14 protein-coding genes are annotated in these 15,505 nt (G+C 72.6%); 9 read left to right on the top strand and 5 right to left on the bottom strand.

Going from position 1 to position 15,505, the window contains the following annotated elements:
- Positions 1-64: 64 nt before the first annotated feature.
- Entirely contained in the window at positions 65-367 is a 303-nt protein-coding gene (locus tag ABZW17_RS17690) for a hypothetical protein (RefSeq protein ID WP_003057455.1), read from the bottom strand.
- Between the two features lie 18 nt (positions 368-385).
- Positions 386-730, bottom strand: a complete 345-nt coding sequence (locus ABZW17_RS17685; RefSeq protein ID WP_071831485.1) for a WXG100 family type VII secretion target — start codon at positions 728-730, stop codon at positions 386-388.
- A gap of 218 nt (positions 731-948) precedes the next feature.
- Between ABZW17_RS17685 and ABZW17_RS17680 the strand changes: the two genes are divergently transcribed.
- Positions 949-1,938, top strand: coding sequence for a hypothetical protein (locus ABZW17_RS17680; RefSeq protein ID WP_354814534.1), 990 nt, complete (start codon positions 949-951; stop codon positions 1,936-1,938).
- Positions 1,939-1,969: 31 nt separating this feature from the next.
- Complete coding sequence (locus ABZW17_RS17675; RefSeq protein ID WP_354814532.1) at positions 1,970-3,373, top strand: AMP-binding protein; 1,404 nt, start codon at positions 1,970-1,972, stop codon at positions 3,371-3,373.
- On the opposite strand, the gene ABZW17_RS17670 is transcribed toward ABZW17_RS17675, so the two are convergent.
- From ABZW17_RS17670 to eccCa, 3 genes are all read right to left on the bottom strand, one after another.
- Positions 3,374-3,817, bottom strand: coding sequence for a YdeI/OmpD-associated family protein (locus ABZW17_RS17670; RefSeq protein ID WP_354814530.1), 444 nt, complete (start codon positions 3,815-3,817; stop codon positions 3,374-3,376).
- Between the two features lie 53 nt (positions 3,818-3,870).
- Positions 3,871-4,569, bottom strand: a complete 699-nt coding sequence (locus ABZW17_RS17665; protein WP_354814528.1) for a trypsin-like serine protease — start codon at positions 4,567-4,569, stop codon at positions 3,871-3,873.
- A 152-nt stretch (positions 4,570-4,721) separates the two neighbouring features.
- Positions 4,722-8,648, bottom strand: coding sequence for a type VII secretion protein EccCa (gene eccCa / locus ABZW17_RS17660; RefSeq protein WP_354814526.1), 3,927 nt, complete (start codon positions 8,646-8,648; stop codon positions 4,722-4,724).
- Positions 8,649-8,790: 142 nt separating this feature from the next.
- Here eccCa and ABZW17_RS17655 point away from each other — a divergent pair, with 142 nt between their 5' ends.
- The 7 genes from ABZW17_RS17655 to ABZW17_RS17625 all read left to right on the top strand — a co-directional run bounded on the left by ABZW17_RS17655 (position 8,791) and on the right by ABZW17_RS17625 (position 15,503).
- Positions 8,791-9,570, top strand: a complete 780-nt coding sequence (locus ABZW17_RS17655; RefSeq protein WP_354814524.1) for a WXG100 family type VII secretion target — start codon at positions 8,791-8,793, stop codon at positions 9,568-9,570.
- 31 nt (positions 9,571-9,601) lie between these two features.
- Positions 9,602-10,633, top strand: a complete 1,032-nt coding sequence (locus ABZW17_RS17650; RefSeq protein ID WP_354814522.1) for a hypothetical protein — start codon at positions 9,602-9,604, stop codon at positions 10,631-10,633.
- A 3-nt stretch (positions 10,634-10,636) separates the two neighbouring features.
- The gene (locus tag ABZW17_RS17645) at positions 10,637-11,998 is read left to right on the top strand and encodes a WXG100 family type VII secretion target (protein ID WP_354814520.1); all 1,362 of its coding nucleotides are present in this window, start codon (positions 10,637-10,639) and stop codon (positions 11,996-11,998) included.
- Positions 11,998-12,468 (top strand): hypothetical protein, encoded by a 471-nt coding sequence (locus ABZW17_RS17640; protein ID WP_354814518.1) that lies wholly within the window; start codon positions 11,998-12,000, stop codon positions 12,466-12,468. Before ABZW17_RS17645 ends, ABZW17_RS17640 begins: the two co-directional genes overlap by 1 nt.
- A complete protein-coding gene (locus ABZW17_RS17635; RefSeq protein WP_004558471.1) occupies positions 12,465-12,785 on the top strand; it encodes a YbaB/EbfC family nucleoid-associated protein in 321 nt (106 codons plus the stop codon). The genes ABZW17_RS17640 and ABZW17_RS17635 overlap by 4 nt, the downstream gene beginning before the upstream one ends.
- Positions 12,785-14,155: a type VII secretion integral membrane protein EccD gene (gene eccD, locus ABZW17_RS17630; protein WP_354814516.1), complete on the top strand. Its 1,371-nt coding sequence runs from the start codon at positions 12,785-12,787 to the stop codon at positions 14,153-14,155. The genes ABZW17_RS17635 and eccD overlap by 1 nt, the downstream gene beginning before the upstream one ends.
- Positions 14,156-14,234: 79 nt before the next feature.
- Complete coding sequence (locus ABZW17_RS17625) at positions 14,235-15,503, top strand: glucuronoxylanase (protein ID WP_354814514.1); 1,269 nt, start codon at positions 14,235-14,237, stop codon at positions 15,501-15,503.
- The last annotated feature ends 2 nt before the right edge of the window (positions 15,504-15,505 follow it).

Here is a 15,505-nt window from a genome sequence, read left to right as displayed (position 1 = left end):
AAAGCCGGTCGGCCGGTGCGAGCGGGGGGTTTCCCGCACCGGCCGACCGACGTCTTGGCGCGGATCAGCCCGCGAACAGCCCCTGGTTGCGGTTCTCCAGCGACTGCTGGAGGTCGTGCGCCTCGCCGACCTTGCCGCCGAACTGCGCGATGATCGCGACGATGTCCGCGGTGGCCTGGCGCAGGCGCGTTTCGGCCTGGCGGGCCGCGTCACCGGCGGAGCTGCCGGAGGCGTACCAGGTCGCGGTGATCGGCTGCAGGTTCTGGTGCAGCTGCTCCAGCTGCGAGGTGAGCGCCTTGGCCTTGGCGGCCAGGGAAGCCGAGCTGTGCTGCAGCGCGGCGAAGTTGATTTCGACGACGTCGGCCATGGTGGGCGTCCTCTCGGGTCAGGGGTTGAGGCGGGGGAGCACGCCCGAGCCCTCGAGGGTGTGGCCGACCCCCTGGAAGCTCTGGTGGACGTCGGCGTCGCCGCGGCCGTAGTTCGCGTGGCTGGTGTGCACGAGCTGCGACATGGTGTCGAGCTCCTTCACCGCCGCGGTCATCTTCTCCTGCAGCCGCCGCTGGAGGTCCCAGAACGCCACGGCCTGGTCACCCTTGTAGTTGCGCAGGGCCTCGGTCAGCTCGGACTCCAAGCTGGCCATCGTGGACTTGGCGTTCGTCGCGGTTTCCTCGAAACCCTGGACGGCGCGCGTCATGGCAGCGGAATCTGCCTGGAATCCCGGACTGGACATCGACGGGCCACCTCCTTCCTGAAGCGAATTCCCCGGGCGCGGTGGTCCGCGCGGTGTGAAAGTCACGCTAGAAAAGAGCCCTGTGTGGTCAAACGGCACAACTGCCGGTCGTGCTGACGGCACTATTACCCACACCCCCGGAGGTAGGGCCCGCCATACCCCGCCGACGGTGGCTCGCTCCAGTGCTTCCGCCGCGCCCGCCCGCCAGGCTTACCACCATGGCAGACAAGGGAAATCCGCTGGTCACGGTCCGCGCGTGGCACCGCCCGCTGGTGGTGCTCGCCGGGGCGATGGGGGTGCTGTGCGCGATCTCGCTGCTCGGGCTCCTCTTCGATGATCGCACGCTGGTCAATGCGCCGATCTGGCTCAAGCCGTTCAAGTTTTCGGTGTCCATCGGCATGTACGCGCTGACGCTGGCGTGGCTGCTGACGCACGTGCGCCGCGGCCGGCGCGCCGGCTGGTGGTTCGGCACGCTGTTCGCCGCCGGGATCGGCCTGGACTTCGTGCTGCTGGTGTGGCAGATCATCGTCCGCGGCCGCACGCTGCACTTCAACCAGTCGACGCCGATGGACGCCGCGATCAACAACGTCGTCGCGGGCGGCGCGTACACGGCGTGGCTGATGACCGCCGCCGTCGCCGTCCTCCTGCTCTTCCAGCGCATCCCGGACCGGGCCCTGCGGTCGGCCCTGCGCTGGGGCAGCGGGCTCGCCGTGCTGGGGATGTACGTCGCGACGCTGATGTTCTCGCCCACGCCGTCGCAGCAGGCGGTGCTCGAAGCGAACGGCAAATACTCGACGTTCGGGGCGCATTCGGTCGGGATCGACGACGGCGGCCCCGGGCTGCCGATCACCGGCTGGAGCACGGTCGGCGGGGACCTGCGGATCCCGCACTTCATCGGCATCCACGGCCTGCAGGCGCTGCCGCTGGTCGCGTTCGGGCTGCTCCTGCTGGCCCGCCGGGTCCCGGCGCTGGAGTCCGACCTCGTCCGCCGCCGGCTGGTCCGGACCGCGGGCGCGGGCTACGCCGGACTGCTCGCGCTGCTCACCTGGCAGGCCCTGCGCGGCCAGTCGATCGTGCACCCGGACTTCTGGACGCTCGCCGCCGCCACCGGCCTGATCGCGGCCGTCGCCGTCGCGGGCACGCTGTCGCTGCGGTCGGTGCCGCGGCCGCCGGTCGTTTCTGCCGAAATTCTGAGATCCGCCCGGTAGACCGGGACCTCCCGGGCGAGAGGCGGTCGAGATGGTCCACCCGCAGGCACTGCTGGACGAGCTGGCCCACCGCCCGGAGGTCCCGGCGTTCGAACACGGCCCGCGGGTGACCACCCGCGGGCAGCTGCGTGAGCTGATCGGCCGGTGCGCGGCGGGCCTGCGGGCGGCCGGGCTGGGCCCGGGCGACGGCGTCGGGCTCGCCACCGGCGTCACGCCGGAGGGGTTCGCCGCGCTGGTGGCGGTGCACGTGCTCGGGGCGCGCGCGGTCGCGGTGCGGCCCGGGCTGCCGGAAGCGCAGCTGCGGCACATCCTCGGTGACGTCGCGGCGGTGGTCGCCGACGGGCCGGTGGACGCCGCGGTGCCGGTGCTGCCGCTGGAGCGCCTGCTGGGGACCTACGCCGAGCCGGTGCCGCAGGGCCGGCTCGACGACATCGCGACGGTCGTGTTCACCAGCGGCAGCACCGGTGTCCCGAAGGGGGTCGCCTACAGCTACCGCGCCTTGACCGAAGGCCGGGTGTGGCGGCCGCCGGTGCCGGGCTCGGCCCACGAGCGGCTGGGCGCGGGGTTCGGGCGGTACCTGCTGTTCGGGACGCTGGCCAGCGCGGTGATGGTCGAGCAGCTCGGGGTGTGCCTGTTCGCCGGCGGCACCGCGGTCGTCCCGGCGGGGAACCCCGACTTCGCGCGCGTGCTGCCGGAACTGCGCATCACGGCGGCGCTGACGACGGTGCCGCGGCTGAACCAGCTCCTGGAACTCCTGCGTTTCGAGGACGTCGACCTGAGCGCGGTGCGGGCGCTGATCGTGGCCGGGTCGCCGGTGCCGCCGCACAAGCTCGCCGAAGCGGCCGAGCGGATCGGGCCCGCGATGCACCACGCGTACGGCCAGACCGAGACGGGGATGCTGACGATCTGCCGGGCCGACGAGGGCCTCGGATCCGTCGGAAAAGCCTGTGACACGGTGGAAATCGTGGCGCGCCACGGCGAGGTCCGGGTGCGCACGCCGTCGGCGTTCGCGGGCTACTGGCGTGACGAGGCCGCCACGGCCGAAGTGCTGCGCGACGGCTGGGTGCGCACCCAGGACCTCGGGTTCGTCGACGACGACGGCTACCTGCACCTGTCCGGCCGCGCGCGGGACGTCGTGATCGTGAACGCGGTCATCCACTACTGCGGCCCGATCGAACGGGCGATCGCCGCGCACCCGGACGTCGACCAGGCCTACGTCGTGGCGGTGCCCGACGAGCGCACCGGCGAGGCGGCGCACGCGTTCCTGGTGCCGGCGCCGGGCCGGGAGCCGGACCTCGGCGAGGTGCGCAAGGCGGTGGCGGCCGAACTGGGGGAGGCGGCGATCCCGGCGCGGTTCAGCTTCGTGGGCGCGGTCCCGGTGGCCCCCTCGGGAAAGCCGGACAAGGCGGCGCTGCGGGCGTCCATTGTGGACTGACTACGTTCCGGCGCGCAGGTCGGCGATCACCTTGGCGACGCGCCGATGCCGGGTCTCGTCGGTCTTCGCCTGGCCGATGGGCAGCACGAACCGCTGCTTCGCGCTGTAGGAGAGGCTCTCGAACCGGGCTCGCGCGGTGGCGTCGGCGGCAAGCGCTTCGGCCAGCTCGGCGGGGACGTCGAGTTCGCGGGGCGCGGTGTCGAGGGCGATCTCGACCTCGACGTCGTCCCCGGCGGCGACCCCGGCCGCCCCACGGTTCTCCGCGCTGAGCGGCACCAGGAACTGCCCGCCCCGGCTGGCGACCGTGGTGCGGTAGGTGTGCCCGCGCAGCGTCACGGTGACGGCGGGCTTCTTGCCGGCCCCGAGCGCCTCGACGACGTCGGCGGGCACCGGCAGGCCGGTCGCGGTCCTGCCGCCGAGCAGCACGGTCGTGCGGAACTTCATGGAGCGAGAGTATGCCGCGTGCCGGCCGCCGGCACGCGGCACACCCGCGCTCGTCAGACGCCGGCGGTGGTGCGGATCCAGCTGCGGCTGGAGGCGATGCTCGCGTAGTTCTGCGTGCCCTGCGGGTTCGAACCGGAGTTGTTCCCCGTCGAGCACACCCCGACCTGGGTGCCGTTGGACAGCTGCGGGCCACCCGAGTCGCCGTGCCACGCCGAGCCGTTGACGCCCTGGCTGGCGATCGCCGTGCCGCCGAAGGCGTCCGTGCTGAGACCCGTGACGCGGACGTTGGCGGTCTTGAGGGTGCTCGAGGGCGGGCTGCTGCCCTGCGTGCGGCCCCAGCCGTAGATCTGGTTGGTCGATCCGGTCGGCGGGTTGCCGGTGCCGAGCTTCATGAAGGTGGTGTTGACCGCGGTCGTCAGGTGCAGCAGGGCGATGTCCCCGTTCGGGGACGCCTTCTGCTGGTCGACGACGGCGTTGGTGCCCTGCTGGAGCGTCACGTTGCCGACCTTGACGTGCATGCCCGGCGAGTTCAGGCAGTGCCGCGCGGTGAGCACCCACTGCGGGGCGATGATCGTCCCCGAGCACTCGAAACCGCCGTAGGTCGTCACGTTGTTCCAGTAGATCTGGGCGCCCCACGGCGCGGAGGAAACGGTGCTCCCGCCGATGATGTCCTGCTGGGCGTCCGCAACCCCCGCTGAGACCAGGCTCAGCGCCGCGGCGGCCGCTCCGACCGCCGCTACAGCCCTCGACATTCGCATGAAAATGCCCTTCGGCCAGGTGATCCGGATGTCGTCCCCGAAACCGGGCGACCCTGGCCAAAGTAGGTTCGGGGGCAGATTTCAGGTACCTACCGAAGTCGGTAACTTGCCGACGGTGACGGATGGGTCCGTGTCGGGGCGGGGCGTCAGGACTCCACCGGTTTCGTCCACGCCACCTGCACCAGCCCCGTCCCGTGCCGCCGCGAGACCAGCGTTCCCCGGCCCGGTGGCTGCGGTGCCGGCTTGACCTCGCCCAGCAGCGCGCCCTCCTCCTTCGCGCCCGACATCACCAGCCCCGGCGAACCCAGCTCCCGCAGCCGCTGCAGGACCGGCTCGAACAACGCCCGCCCGGCACCACCGGACCCGCGCACGATCACCAGGTGCAGGCCGATGTCCCGGGCCTGCGGCAGGAACTCCAGCAACGGCTGCAACGGGTTCCGCCCCACCGTCGCCACCAGCTCGTAGTCGTCCACCAGGACGAACAGCTCCGGTCCGCGCCACCACGAGCGGTTGCGCAGCTGCTCCGGCGTCACCGACGGGCCGGGCAGCCGGTTGCGCATCGCCTGGGCGCACTCCGCGATCAGGTCCGTCAGCTTGCCCTCGGCCCCCGCGTAGCCCAGCAGGTGCGGCTCGGAGACCGCGCCCAGCAGGCCCCGGCGGTAGTCCGCGACGATGATCGCCGCCTCGTCGGGCGCGTAGGCCGACGTGATGCCCTGTGCCACCGCGCGCAGCAACGAGCTCTTCCCCGACTCGACGTCGCCGAACGCCACGAAGTGCGGGTCCGCCGCGAAGTCCAGGTACACCGGGCGCAGCGTCGATTCCGCGATGCCCAGCGTCACCTGACGCGAGGGGGCCGGCGGCAAGGTGTCCAGGGGCACCTCCGGCGGGAGCAGCCGGACCTGCGGGGCACGCGGTCCCCGCCACGCCTCCGAGATCCGCCGCACCAGGTCGATGCCGCCCGCGCCGACCGTTTCCGGGCGCTGGTCGGCGTCGATGCGGGGCAGCGCCGCCAGGAAGTGGAGCTTCTCCGCGGTGATGCCGCGGCCCGGGCGGTCGGTCGGGACGTTGGCCGCCACCTTGCGGTCGACCGACGAATCCATCGGGTCGCCCAGGCGCAGCTCGAAGCGGGTGCCGATCGCGTCGCGCAGCTGGGCGCGGACGCCGATCCACTGGTTCAGCGACACGATCACGTGGATGCCGAAGCCGAGCCCGCGCGCGGCCAGGCCGGTGATCTGCTCTTCCAGCTGCTCGTACTCCTGGCGGATCGTGGTCCAGTTGTCCACGAGCAGGAAGACGTCGCCGAACTCGCGGCCGTCGGTGCTCTCGGTGAACTCGGACCGGCGAGCGCGGAACGCCGCCATCGACTCGATGCCCTGCGCCGCGAAGAACTCCTCGCGCTGCTCCAGCAACGTCGTCAGCTCGGCGACGACCCGGCGGCAGCGCTGTGCGTCCCGGCGGGTCGCGTACCCCGAGACATGCGGCAGCCCGGCGATCGGCGCCAGCGCGCCGCCGCCCATGTCCAGCACGAACAGCTGCACCTCGGCCGGGGTGTGGGTCAGCGCGAGCATGCCCGCGATGTCCTTCATCAGCGTCGACTTCCCGCTCTGCGGCGCGCCGACGATCAGCGCGTGCCCGGCCGCGCCGGAGAAGTCGGCCCAGTGCAGGTCGCGGCGCTGCTCGAACGGCTTGTCCACCAGCGCCACCGGGATCGTCAGCTTCCCGTTGCCGCCCCAGCCGAGCGGGCACAGGCCGCGCGCGGCGTCTTCGCCCAACGGCGGCAGGAGCTGGTCCAGCGTCGGCGGTTCGGCCAGCGGCGGCAGCCAGATCTGGTGCGCGGCCGGGCCGCGGCCCGTCAGGCGCGACAGCATCGCGCCGATGATCGTCTCGCCGGTGCCGTCGGCTTCCGGAGCGGGAGACACCTCGGTCGTCACCGGGATCTCCACCGGGGCCAGGGAAAACGGCAGTACGCCGAGCTCCTGGCCGTCCTCGCGCACGACCGTGCTCCGCGGCGGCAGCTCCCCGGAGACGTAGGCGGCCTTGAGCCGGATCAGGGTGTCGGTGTCGGCCTTCAGGTACGCCGACCCCGGCACCGGCGGCAGGTGGTAGGCGTCGGCCACGCCCAGCACCGCCCGGCTTTCCGCGGCCGAGAACGTCCGCAGGCCGATCCGGTACGACAGGTGCGAGTCGAGCCCGCGCAGCCGGCCCTCCTCCAGCCGCTGCGACGCCAGCAGCAGGTGGATCCCGAGCGAGCGGCCGAGCCGGCCGATCGCCACGAACAGGTCGATGAACTCCGGGCGCGCGGACAGCAGCTCGCTGAACTCGTCGATGATCACCAGCAGCGACGGCAGCGGGTCCAGCGGCGCGCCGTCCGCGCGGGCCTTCTCGTAGTCGCGGACCGACGCGTAGTTCCCGGCCGCGTGCAGCAGTTCCTGCCGCCGCAGCAGCTCGCCGTTGAGCGCGTCCGCCATGCGGTCGACCAGCGCGAGGTCGTCGGACAGGTTCGTGATGACGGCGCAGGTGTGCGGCAGGCCGGTCATCCCGGCGAAGGTCGCGCCGCCCTTGAAGTCGATGAGGGCCAGGTTCAGCGTCTCCGACGAGTGCATCACGGCCATCGCCGTCACCAGGGTCCGCAGCAGCTCGCTCTTGCCGGACCCGGTCGCGCCGATGACCAGGCCGTGCGGGCCCATCCCGCCCTCGGCCGACTCCTTGAGGTCCAGCTCGACCGGACGGCCTTCGGGGTTGACGCCCAGCGGGATCCGCAGCCGGTCCCGCGCCGCGCGCGGGGCCCACGTCACCGCCGTGTCGGTGTCGCGCGGGTCGCCGATGCCGAGCAGCCCGGCCAGCCCGAACGTCGACGACATCGGCTTCTCGCCGACGACCGCGGCCGGCGTGTGCAACGGCGTCAGCATCCGGGCGAGGGCTTCCGCGGCGCCGCGGTCGAGCGTGTCCGGGCGGCCGAGGAAGCCGAGCCGCTGTTCGCCGCCGTCGCCGACGACCATGCCGAGCGACGCCGGCGCGGTGTGCAGGCTCAGCAGCCGTTCGGTCGAGGACGTCCGCGGGTGCTCCGGCCCGACCTCGAGGACCGTGACGCCGAGCCGGCCGTCCTCGCCGATCAGCCGGGGTTCGCCGTGGGCGGTGCCGCCGTCGACGACGACCACCAGGTGGGGCAGGTCGAGCTCGGCGGCCGCGCGGCGGCTGAACGCGGGCCGTTCGCCGAGGTCGGCGCCCAGCAGCTCGGCCAGCCCGGCCGCGGTGTCGGCGGCCAGCCGCCGCGAGCCGACGGCGTCGGCCGCGCCGGCCGCGGTCGCGTGCGGCAGCCACTTCGCCCACTCCCAGTCGTGCTGCCGGGCCGGCGACACGCACACCGCGACCCGCAGGTCCGCGGGGGAGTGGAAGGTGACCAGCTGGCACAGCAGGGCCCGCACCAGGCCGAGCACGTCCGGCCGCCGCCCGGCCACGGTGACCGCGGCGAACGACCGCAGCGACAACGCCACCGGCAGGCCGTCCACCGTCGAGTAGGTGCGGATGAAGTGCTTGAGGCTGGTGGAGGACACCGGGTCCAGGTCTTCCAGCGGCACGGTCTGCGGTGCCTTGAGCGGCGTCGCGAGCCGCTGCGGCCCGGTGCCCGCGCGCACCTGCGCGAACTGCGGCTCCGCGCGCCGGCGATCCCACAGCTTGCCGGTCTCGACGTAGGCCCACAGGTCCGCCGGGTCGGGCTGGACGGCGATCATGGCCGCGCGCTGGCCGTCGGCGATCTCGCGGACCTGGGCGCGCAGCCCGGACAGGTACCGCTGGTAGTCCCGGCGCTCGTCGTTGATCTGCGCCTTCTTCGCCATGCCGCCGCGCCCGAGCGACATCACCACCATGCCGCCCATGGCGCAGAGGAACAGCGCGCCGAAGACGTAGGTCATCACCCCGCCGTCGCGTCCGATGTAGACGAACGACATCGCGCCCATGCCGAGCATCATCGGCAGGAACATCATCAGCTGCATCATCCCGCCGGACGAGCTCTTCGGGAGCATCGGCGGCGACTGCAGCACGATCTCGGAAGGACGCTCGGGGGACAGGCTCATGGGGCGATGCTCCAGCGGTTCGGGGTGGCTCTGACCGGTATTTTGGCCACTCGCCGCCCCTTCGCGGTGGGTACTTTTGCCGTCCGCCCGCTTCCGGGGCCGAACCTACGCTCAGCCGAGCACCCCCCCCGGAAGGAGACCCATGGCCGGCGAGTACCGGGCTGAGCCCGAGGCGATGCGCTCCGCCGTGGGCAACGTCGGGGGCATCATCGCCCACGGCATCAACGCCGTGGCCGACCTCGAACGGCTCGTCGTCCAGCCGATGTCGTTCGCGACCTTCGGCAGCGCGGTCGCCGCCGCGAACGCGGCCCTGCACTCCAGCCAGATCACCGCCGTCCGCACGCTCCTGCAGCTGCTGCAGCAGGTCAACGGGCTCGTCAAGGCCAGCGCCGACGCCTACCAGGCGGCCGACCAGGACGCGGCCGCCGGCTACGGCGGCGGCCACCAGGGCGGCTCGCCGGCACCGGTGTCGTCGATCTGGGGCAGCCCGCACGCCTCCGAGCTCGCCACCCTGGCCATCAACGACAGCGCGGGCGCCCACGGCGAACCGTCGTCGGTCGGGAACGTGCTGCGCTACCTCGGTGACGCGCGGCTCGGCCGGCTCGGCGACCACCCGATCACCGACACCCGCTTCCACGGTGTCGCCGACTTCAACGACTGGCTCGCCGGCGACGCCGACAACCAGGCGCGGATCGGGCTGATCGAGGTCTACGCCGGCACCGCGCGCACGTTCTCCGACGTGCCCGGCGGGGTGCACAGCGGGGACGTCGTGGTCGTGGAGCCGCTGATGTTCTCCGACCGCCAGCCGGTCATCGGCGTCGCCGGCGACGGCGGCCGCCTCTACAACCACGGGCTGCTCGACGCCCGCATCGGCGGGCTGGCGAAGGTCAGCGTCTACCGGCCCGCCTCCGTCGTCGCCTGATCGTCCGCTCCTTGAATCTCTGTGAGGTCCGATGCTGACTTTCCCGAACTCCAGCGCGATGGACGCGACCGCGTCCTCGGGCGGGCCGATCACCGTCCTGCCGCAGATCGTCACCGGCCAGCCGGAACAGATCGCGAAGCACGTGGTGGACCTGGTCAAGAAGGCCGAGCAGTTCCTCAGCATGTACAACGAGCTCACCAAGGCCGCCGACCAGCTCGGGAAGATCTGGTCGGGCGCGGCGAGCGAGTCGGCGCTGAAGAAGATCAGCGACTCCCTCGGCCAGCTCACGAAGATCATCAACGTCGTGCAGAAGGGCGCCGAGCTGCTCGGCGTGTCCGGCACGCTGATCAAGACCGCGCAGGAGGCCTACCGCGCGGTGGTCTCCGCGGTGAACCCGACGGTCGCCGCGCTGATGTCGAACTGGTGGACCTACGGGGCCGCGGTCGCTTTGTCGACCGCGACGAGCGCGTCGCTGCGGGCGTTCATCACCGCGATCGGCGCGCTGCTCAAGGCGCTCGGCGCGGTCGACCTCGCCCAGCAGGTCACCACGCTCGCGCAGGTCATCGGCGAGATCGAGAAGCTCTTCCACCACGGCTCCGGCAGTTCGGGCGCGACCACGCCGTCGATCGGGAACACCCCGGTCGGCGCGCCGCAGACCCCGGCGCCGGTGGCGAGCCCGTCGGGGCAGCAGGCGGTGGCGGGCGGGAGCGGCGGGGGGATCCCGCAGCAGCCTTCGTTCACCGACTACACCCCGCCCGCGCTCGCCACCGGCGGCGGTTCCAGCGGCACCGGCGCGACCCCGGCCAACAGCTGGATTCCCGTCGACCCCGCCGGGACGACGACACCGGCGGCGGTCCCCGCGCCCGCTCCGGCCCCCGCGCCGGCGACCGTTCCGGCCCCCTCGACCGGGCACCCGGACGAGGTCGTCATCCACACCAACCTCAGCACCGGTGAGTCCACTGTGGAGGCTCCGGGCGGGCAGGACTTCGACCTCGACATCGCGCTGGACTACAACGGCAAGCACTTCAGCCAGCACGTCGGTTACGACGCGGCCGGGAACTGACCGGTGGCGGGCTCGGGGGTCGTCGACGCGTCCGGGGTGGTCAGCTCGGTGCTGTCCGGGTACCGGCAGGTCCTGGTCGAGTGCCGGCGCCGGGTCACCGGTGATCCGGCCGCGCTGAGTGCCGCGTCGCAGCGGGTCGCGACCCAGGCCACGACGGTCTCGGGCAAGGCGCGCGAAGTCGGCGAGTCCGCGAAGACGCTGCACGCGGACTGGGACGGCGACGCCTACACCGCCTTCGCGACGGCGGCGGAGAAGCTCGGCGAAGGGCTCACCGAGGCCGCCACGAAGCTCGACGACCAGGCAAAACGGCTTTCGACCGCCGCGCAGCTGGTGCAGTCCGCGGAGGCCGCCGTCGACTCGGTGCTCGCGCAGTTCGACCAGTACGCCGCCCAGCTGACCGCCCAGGCCCGCGCGGTGAACTCCGCCTCGGTCGGTGCGTTCATCCAGGCCGCCCGGCAGCTCGGCGAACAGAGCGTCGCGGCGGCCCGCCAGGTCGTCGACGAGTTCTCCGACGCGCTCGCCGAGCTGTTCCCGCCCGAAGGCGTCGGACGGCTGGAGCACGAGCTCGGCAAGTGGGCCCGCGGCCCGCTGCACTGGCTCAACGGCGAACCCCTCGACGGCCGGAAGCGGCCGCGGACCGTGCCGTCGTGGTTCGGCAACTCGGGCTGGAAGAAGCTCACCTGGGACGGCCTGGAAGGCACGCGCGCGCCGAAGAAGGCCGACACGCCGTTCGGGCAGCCCGAAGCCGAGGGCCTGAAGAACAAGATCGGCCGCAACACCGAGATCACGTACTACAAGTTCCAGCACGAGCAGGACGGCCTTTCCCCCGAGTACGACGGGAAGATCACGTCGAAGGGCTGGGACGCCGGCGCGTCCGGGCACGCGGAACTCGCGGCCCTGCACGGCGAAGCCGAAGCCAAGAAGGAGTGGGGCGTCGCCGAAGCCCACGCCAAGGGCACGGTGTTCGCCGGCGGCGAGGTCAGCGCGTCCGGCACGATCGGCGCCCACGGCGTCGGCGCGCACGCCAACGCCTTCGTGGGCGGGAAGGTCGAGGGCGAGGTCGCCGCGGACGTCGCCGGGATCGGCGTCGGCGCGAACGGGACCCTGCAGTACGGCCTCGGCGCGCAGCTCGACGCCCAGGCCGTCTACGACGCCGGGCACCTCAAGGTCAACTTCAAGGCGGGCGCGGCACTCGGCCTCGGGCTCGGCGTCGGCGCGAAGATCGACATCGACCTGCCGAAGCTCGGCCACACGATCGGCGAGTACGGCGGCGCCGCCGTCGACGCGGTCAGCCACGCGGCAACCGATGCGGCCGACGCCGTCGGATCCGCTTGGAACGACGCCGTTTCGTCCGTGGGGCTGTGATGACGCTTCCCCTCGACTTCGTCATCCCGGACGGCTGGACCGCCGTCGACCCGGGCGACTCGGGTGCGGTGTTCGTCGCCGTGCACGCCGCTTCGCCGGGCGAGTTCGTCCCGAACATCACGGTGAGCGTGCAGCAGCGGCCGGACGGCGCCTCGATCGACGCGGTCGCCGACGAGGCCGTCGAACGGCTTTCGCTGACGCTGGCCGGGATCGAGGTGCTGAACCGCCGCGACGTCGGCGAGCCGGCCGCGCCCGGCGTCATGCAGCTCCTGCGCCTGCGCACCGGCGAAGGCACCGAGCTCATCCAGACCCAGGTGCACCTGACCGTCCCCGGCGCCACGCCGGCGGAGCGGCTGGTGCTCGAGCTCGCCTGCACGGCCGCCCCCGCGACCGCGCGGCGGCTCGCACCCGGTTTCCAGCGGTTCGTGGGCAGCGTCCACGTCCGCCAGCACGAAGGGAAAGCACAGTGACCGATCCGTACGCGGTGCCGGACATGGACGAGCTGCTCGCGCAGGTGCGCAAGCAGACCGAAGAGGTCCAGCGGATCCAGCGCACGGTCGAGGCGATGGAGGTCAAGGCGCACTCGCGGCAGAACGAGGTCACCGTCACCCTCCGCGGCGACGGCCGGTTCACCTCGATCGACATCGACCCCCGCGCGATCCGCGAGTACGACGCCCGCAACCTGTCGGAGATCGTCCTGGAGGCGGTGAACGCCGGGCTGCAGAAGCTGGCCGAGGCTTCGAGCGCCAAGTTCGCCCCGGTGATCGCGGCCGCGAAAGACGTGTGATGACGGCGTCTCTGACCGGCACGACCCGGCGGGTCACGGTGGTCACGCCGCGGGCCCGCGTCGACGTCGCCCTGCCGCAGCAGTCGACGTTCGCCGAGCTGGTGCCGCAGCTGGTCCGGCTGGCCGGTGCGGCCGGGCAGGCGTCGGCCGAGCACCCGGGGTGGGTGCTGTCCCGGCTCGGCGGGGCACCCCTCGCCTTGGGGCTCAGCGTCGCCGCGGCCCAGATCCGCGACGGCGAAGTGCTGCACCTGACCCCGCGGGAGCGCCCGCGGGGTCCGCTGCTGTTCGACGACGTTGTCGACTCGATCGCCAGCGTCGCCGACACCTCCGGGGGCTGGGGCCCCGCGGTGGCCCGCCGGTCCGGCCTGGTGGCGGCGGTGGTCCTGCTGCTGGCGGGCGGCCTGCTGGTGCAGGCGGCCGCGTCGGGCAGCGTCCTGGCGCCGATCGGGACCGGGCTGCTGGCGCTGGTGCTGCTGCTCGGCGGCGGCGCGTTGAGCCGGGCGTACGGCGACGCCGAAGCGGGCGCCGCGGGAGCCGTGGCCGGCGTCGGCGTGGCGTTGCTGGCGGGGATGTCGGTGCTGCCGCCGCACCCGCTGTTTTCGCTGTCGGCGGGGCCGTTGGCGGCGGGCCTCGCGGCGGTGACGGTGTACGGCGTGCTGGCGGCGGTTTCGGTGGCGGACCGCCTGCCGTGGTTCGTGGCGATCACGGGCGCGGCGGGCTTCGGTGCCGTCACCTGCGGGGTGGTCCTGCTGGCGGGCGTCTCGGCGGGGTCGGCCGCGGCGGTGGTCGCGGTGCTCTGCACGGCGTTGGCGGCGGTGGCCCCGATGCTGGCGTTGCGCCTGGCCCGCTTGCCGCTGCCGCGCGTCCCGGACGACATGGAGGCGTTCCGCGCGGACGAGCAGCCGTCGCTGGGAACCGAGATGATCGGCCGGACGTCCCGGGCCCAGGCGGTGCTGACCGGCTTGCTGGTGGCGCTCGGCCTGGTGGTGCTGGCGGCGTCGGTCGTGCTGGCTTCGGGCGGGCCGTGGGAGGCGGGGCTGGCCGGCTTGCTGGGGCTGGCGTGGATCCTGCGGTCCCGGTCGTACGCGGGCCGCGCGCAGCGGCTGGTGCTGATCGGGTTCGGCGTGCCGTCGCTGGTGTGCGCCGGGGTGTGGCTGGTGGCCTCGGGCAACCGCACGGCGGTGTTCGCGGCGGGCTGCGCGGTGGTCCTGGCGGCGGTGATCTGCCTGGTGTACGCGACGCGGGTGGCGCGGGGACTGCGTTCGCCGTACTGGTCGCGGCTGCTGGACGTGTCGGAGTTCCTGGTGCTGCTGTCGCTGGTGCCCGCGGTCGGGATGATCGCGGGCGTGTACGAAGCCGTCCGGGGTTGACGGTGGCGCCCGCCCGCTGTTAAGACTGACGTGGGAGCGCTCCCAGACTGTTCGCGCCGTCGACTTTCAGGGAGATGCCATGACGTCACGTCCAGAACAGGCCGAAACCGCGGGTTCGCCGCTCCTGCGCCGGCGGACGGTGCTGGTGGCCGGCGCCGCGCTGCCGGTGCTGGCGACGGCGACCCCGGCCGCGGCGGCCACCGCGGTGGTCGTCGAGCCGTCCAACGTCCAGCAGACGATCCTGGGCTTCGGCGGGATGAACCACACCGTCTGGATCAGCGATCTCACCGCCGCCCAGCGCGAAACGGCGTTCGGGAACGGCACGGGGCAGCTGGGGTTCACCGTGCTGCGCATCCCGGTCCACGAGGACCGGAACAACTGGAGCCGCGAGGTCGCCACGGCCAAACGCGCGAGTGAGCTCGGCGCCAAGGTCATCGCCTCGCCGTGGAACCCGCCCGCGTCGATGACCGAGAGCTTCTCCGGGGGCAAGCGGCTGAAGTACGCCTCCTACGGCGCCTATGCCCAGCACCTCAACGACTTCACCGCGTTCATGGCGAACAACGGCGTGCCCCTGTACGGGATTTCGGTCCAGAACGAGCCCGACTACGCGCAGGCGTGGACGGCGTGGACCCCCGCCGAGATCGTCAAGTTCCTGCGCGAGAACGCCGGCTCCCTGAGCACCCGGGTCATCGCGCCCGAGTCGTTCCAGTACCGCAAGACCATGTCCGATCCCATCCTCAACGACGCCACCGCGCTGGCGAACGTGGACATCATCGGCACGCACCTCTACGGCACCTCGTTCGCCGACCTGCCCTACCCGCTCTTCCAGCAGAAGGGCGGCGGCAAGGAGCTGTGGATGACCGAGGTCTACTACCCGAACAGCACCGACTCGGCCGACCTGTGGCCACAGGCCCTCGACGTCGGCGAGCACATCCACCGCGCGCTGGTGGACGGCCGGTTCCAGACGTACGTGTGGTGGTACATCCGCCGCTCCTACGGCCCGCTGCGCGAAGACGGGCAGATCAGCAAGCGCGGCGCCTGCATGGCGCACTTCGCGAAGTGGGTCCGCCCCGGGTTCTCCCGGATCACCGCCACGGCGAACCCGCAGGCGAACGTCTACGTCTCGGCGTTCAAGAGCGGAGCCAGGATCGTCATCGTCGCCGTCAACAAGAACACCGCGGCGGCCGACCTGGCATTCACTGTCCGGGACACCGGGTCCGCGACCGCGCAGACCTGGCTGACGAACGCGAGCGCGAACCTTGCGCGTTCCACCGACGTGACCATTTCGAACGGCGCGTTCAACGCCCAGCTGCCGGCCCGCAGCATCCGGACGTTCGTCGTGAACTGAGC

The organism is Amycolatopsis sp. NPDC004625, from assembly GCF_040609695.1.
Lineage (GTDB): Bacteria > Actinomycetota > Actinomycetes > Mycobacteriales > Pseudonocardiaceae > Amycolatopsis.
The sequence above is the reverse complement of the archived record's forward strand: the minus strand, read 5'-3'. Positions and strand labels throughout refer to the sequence as shown.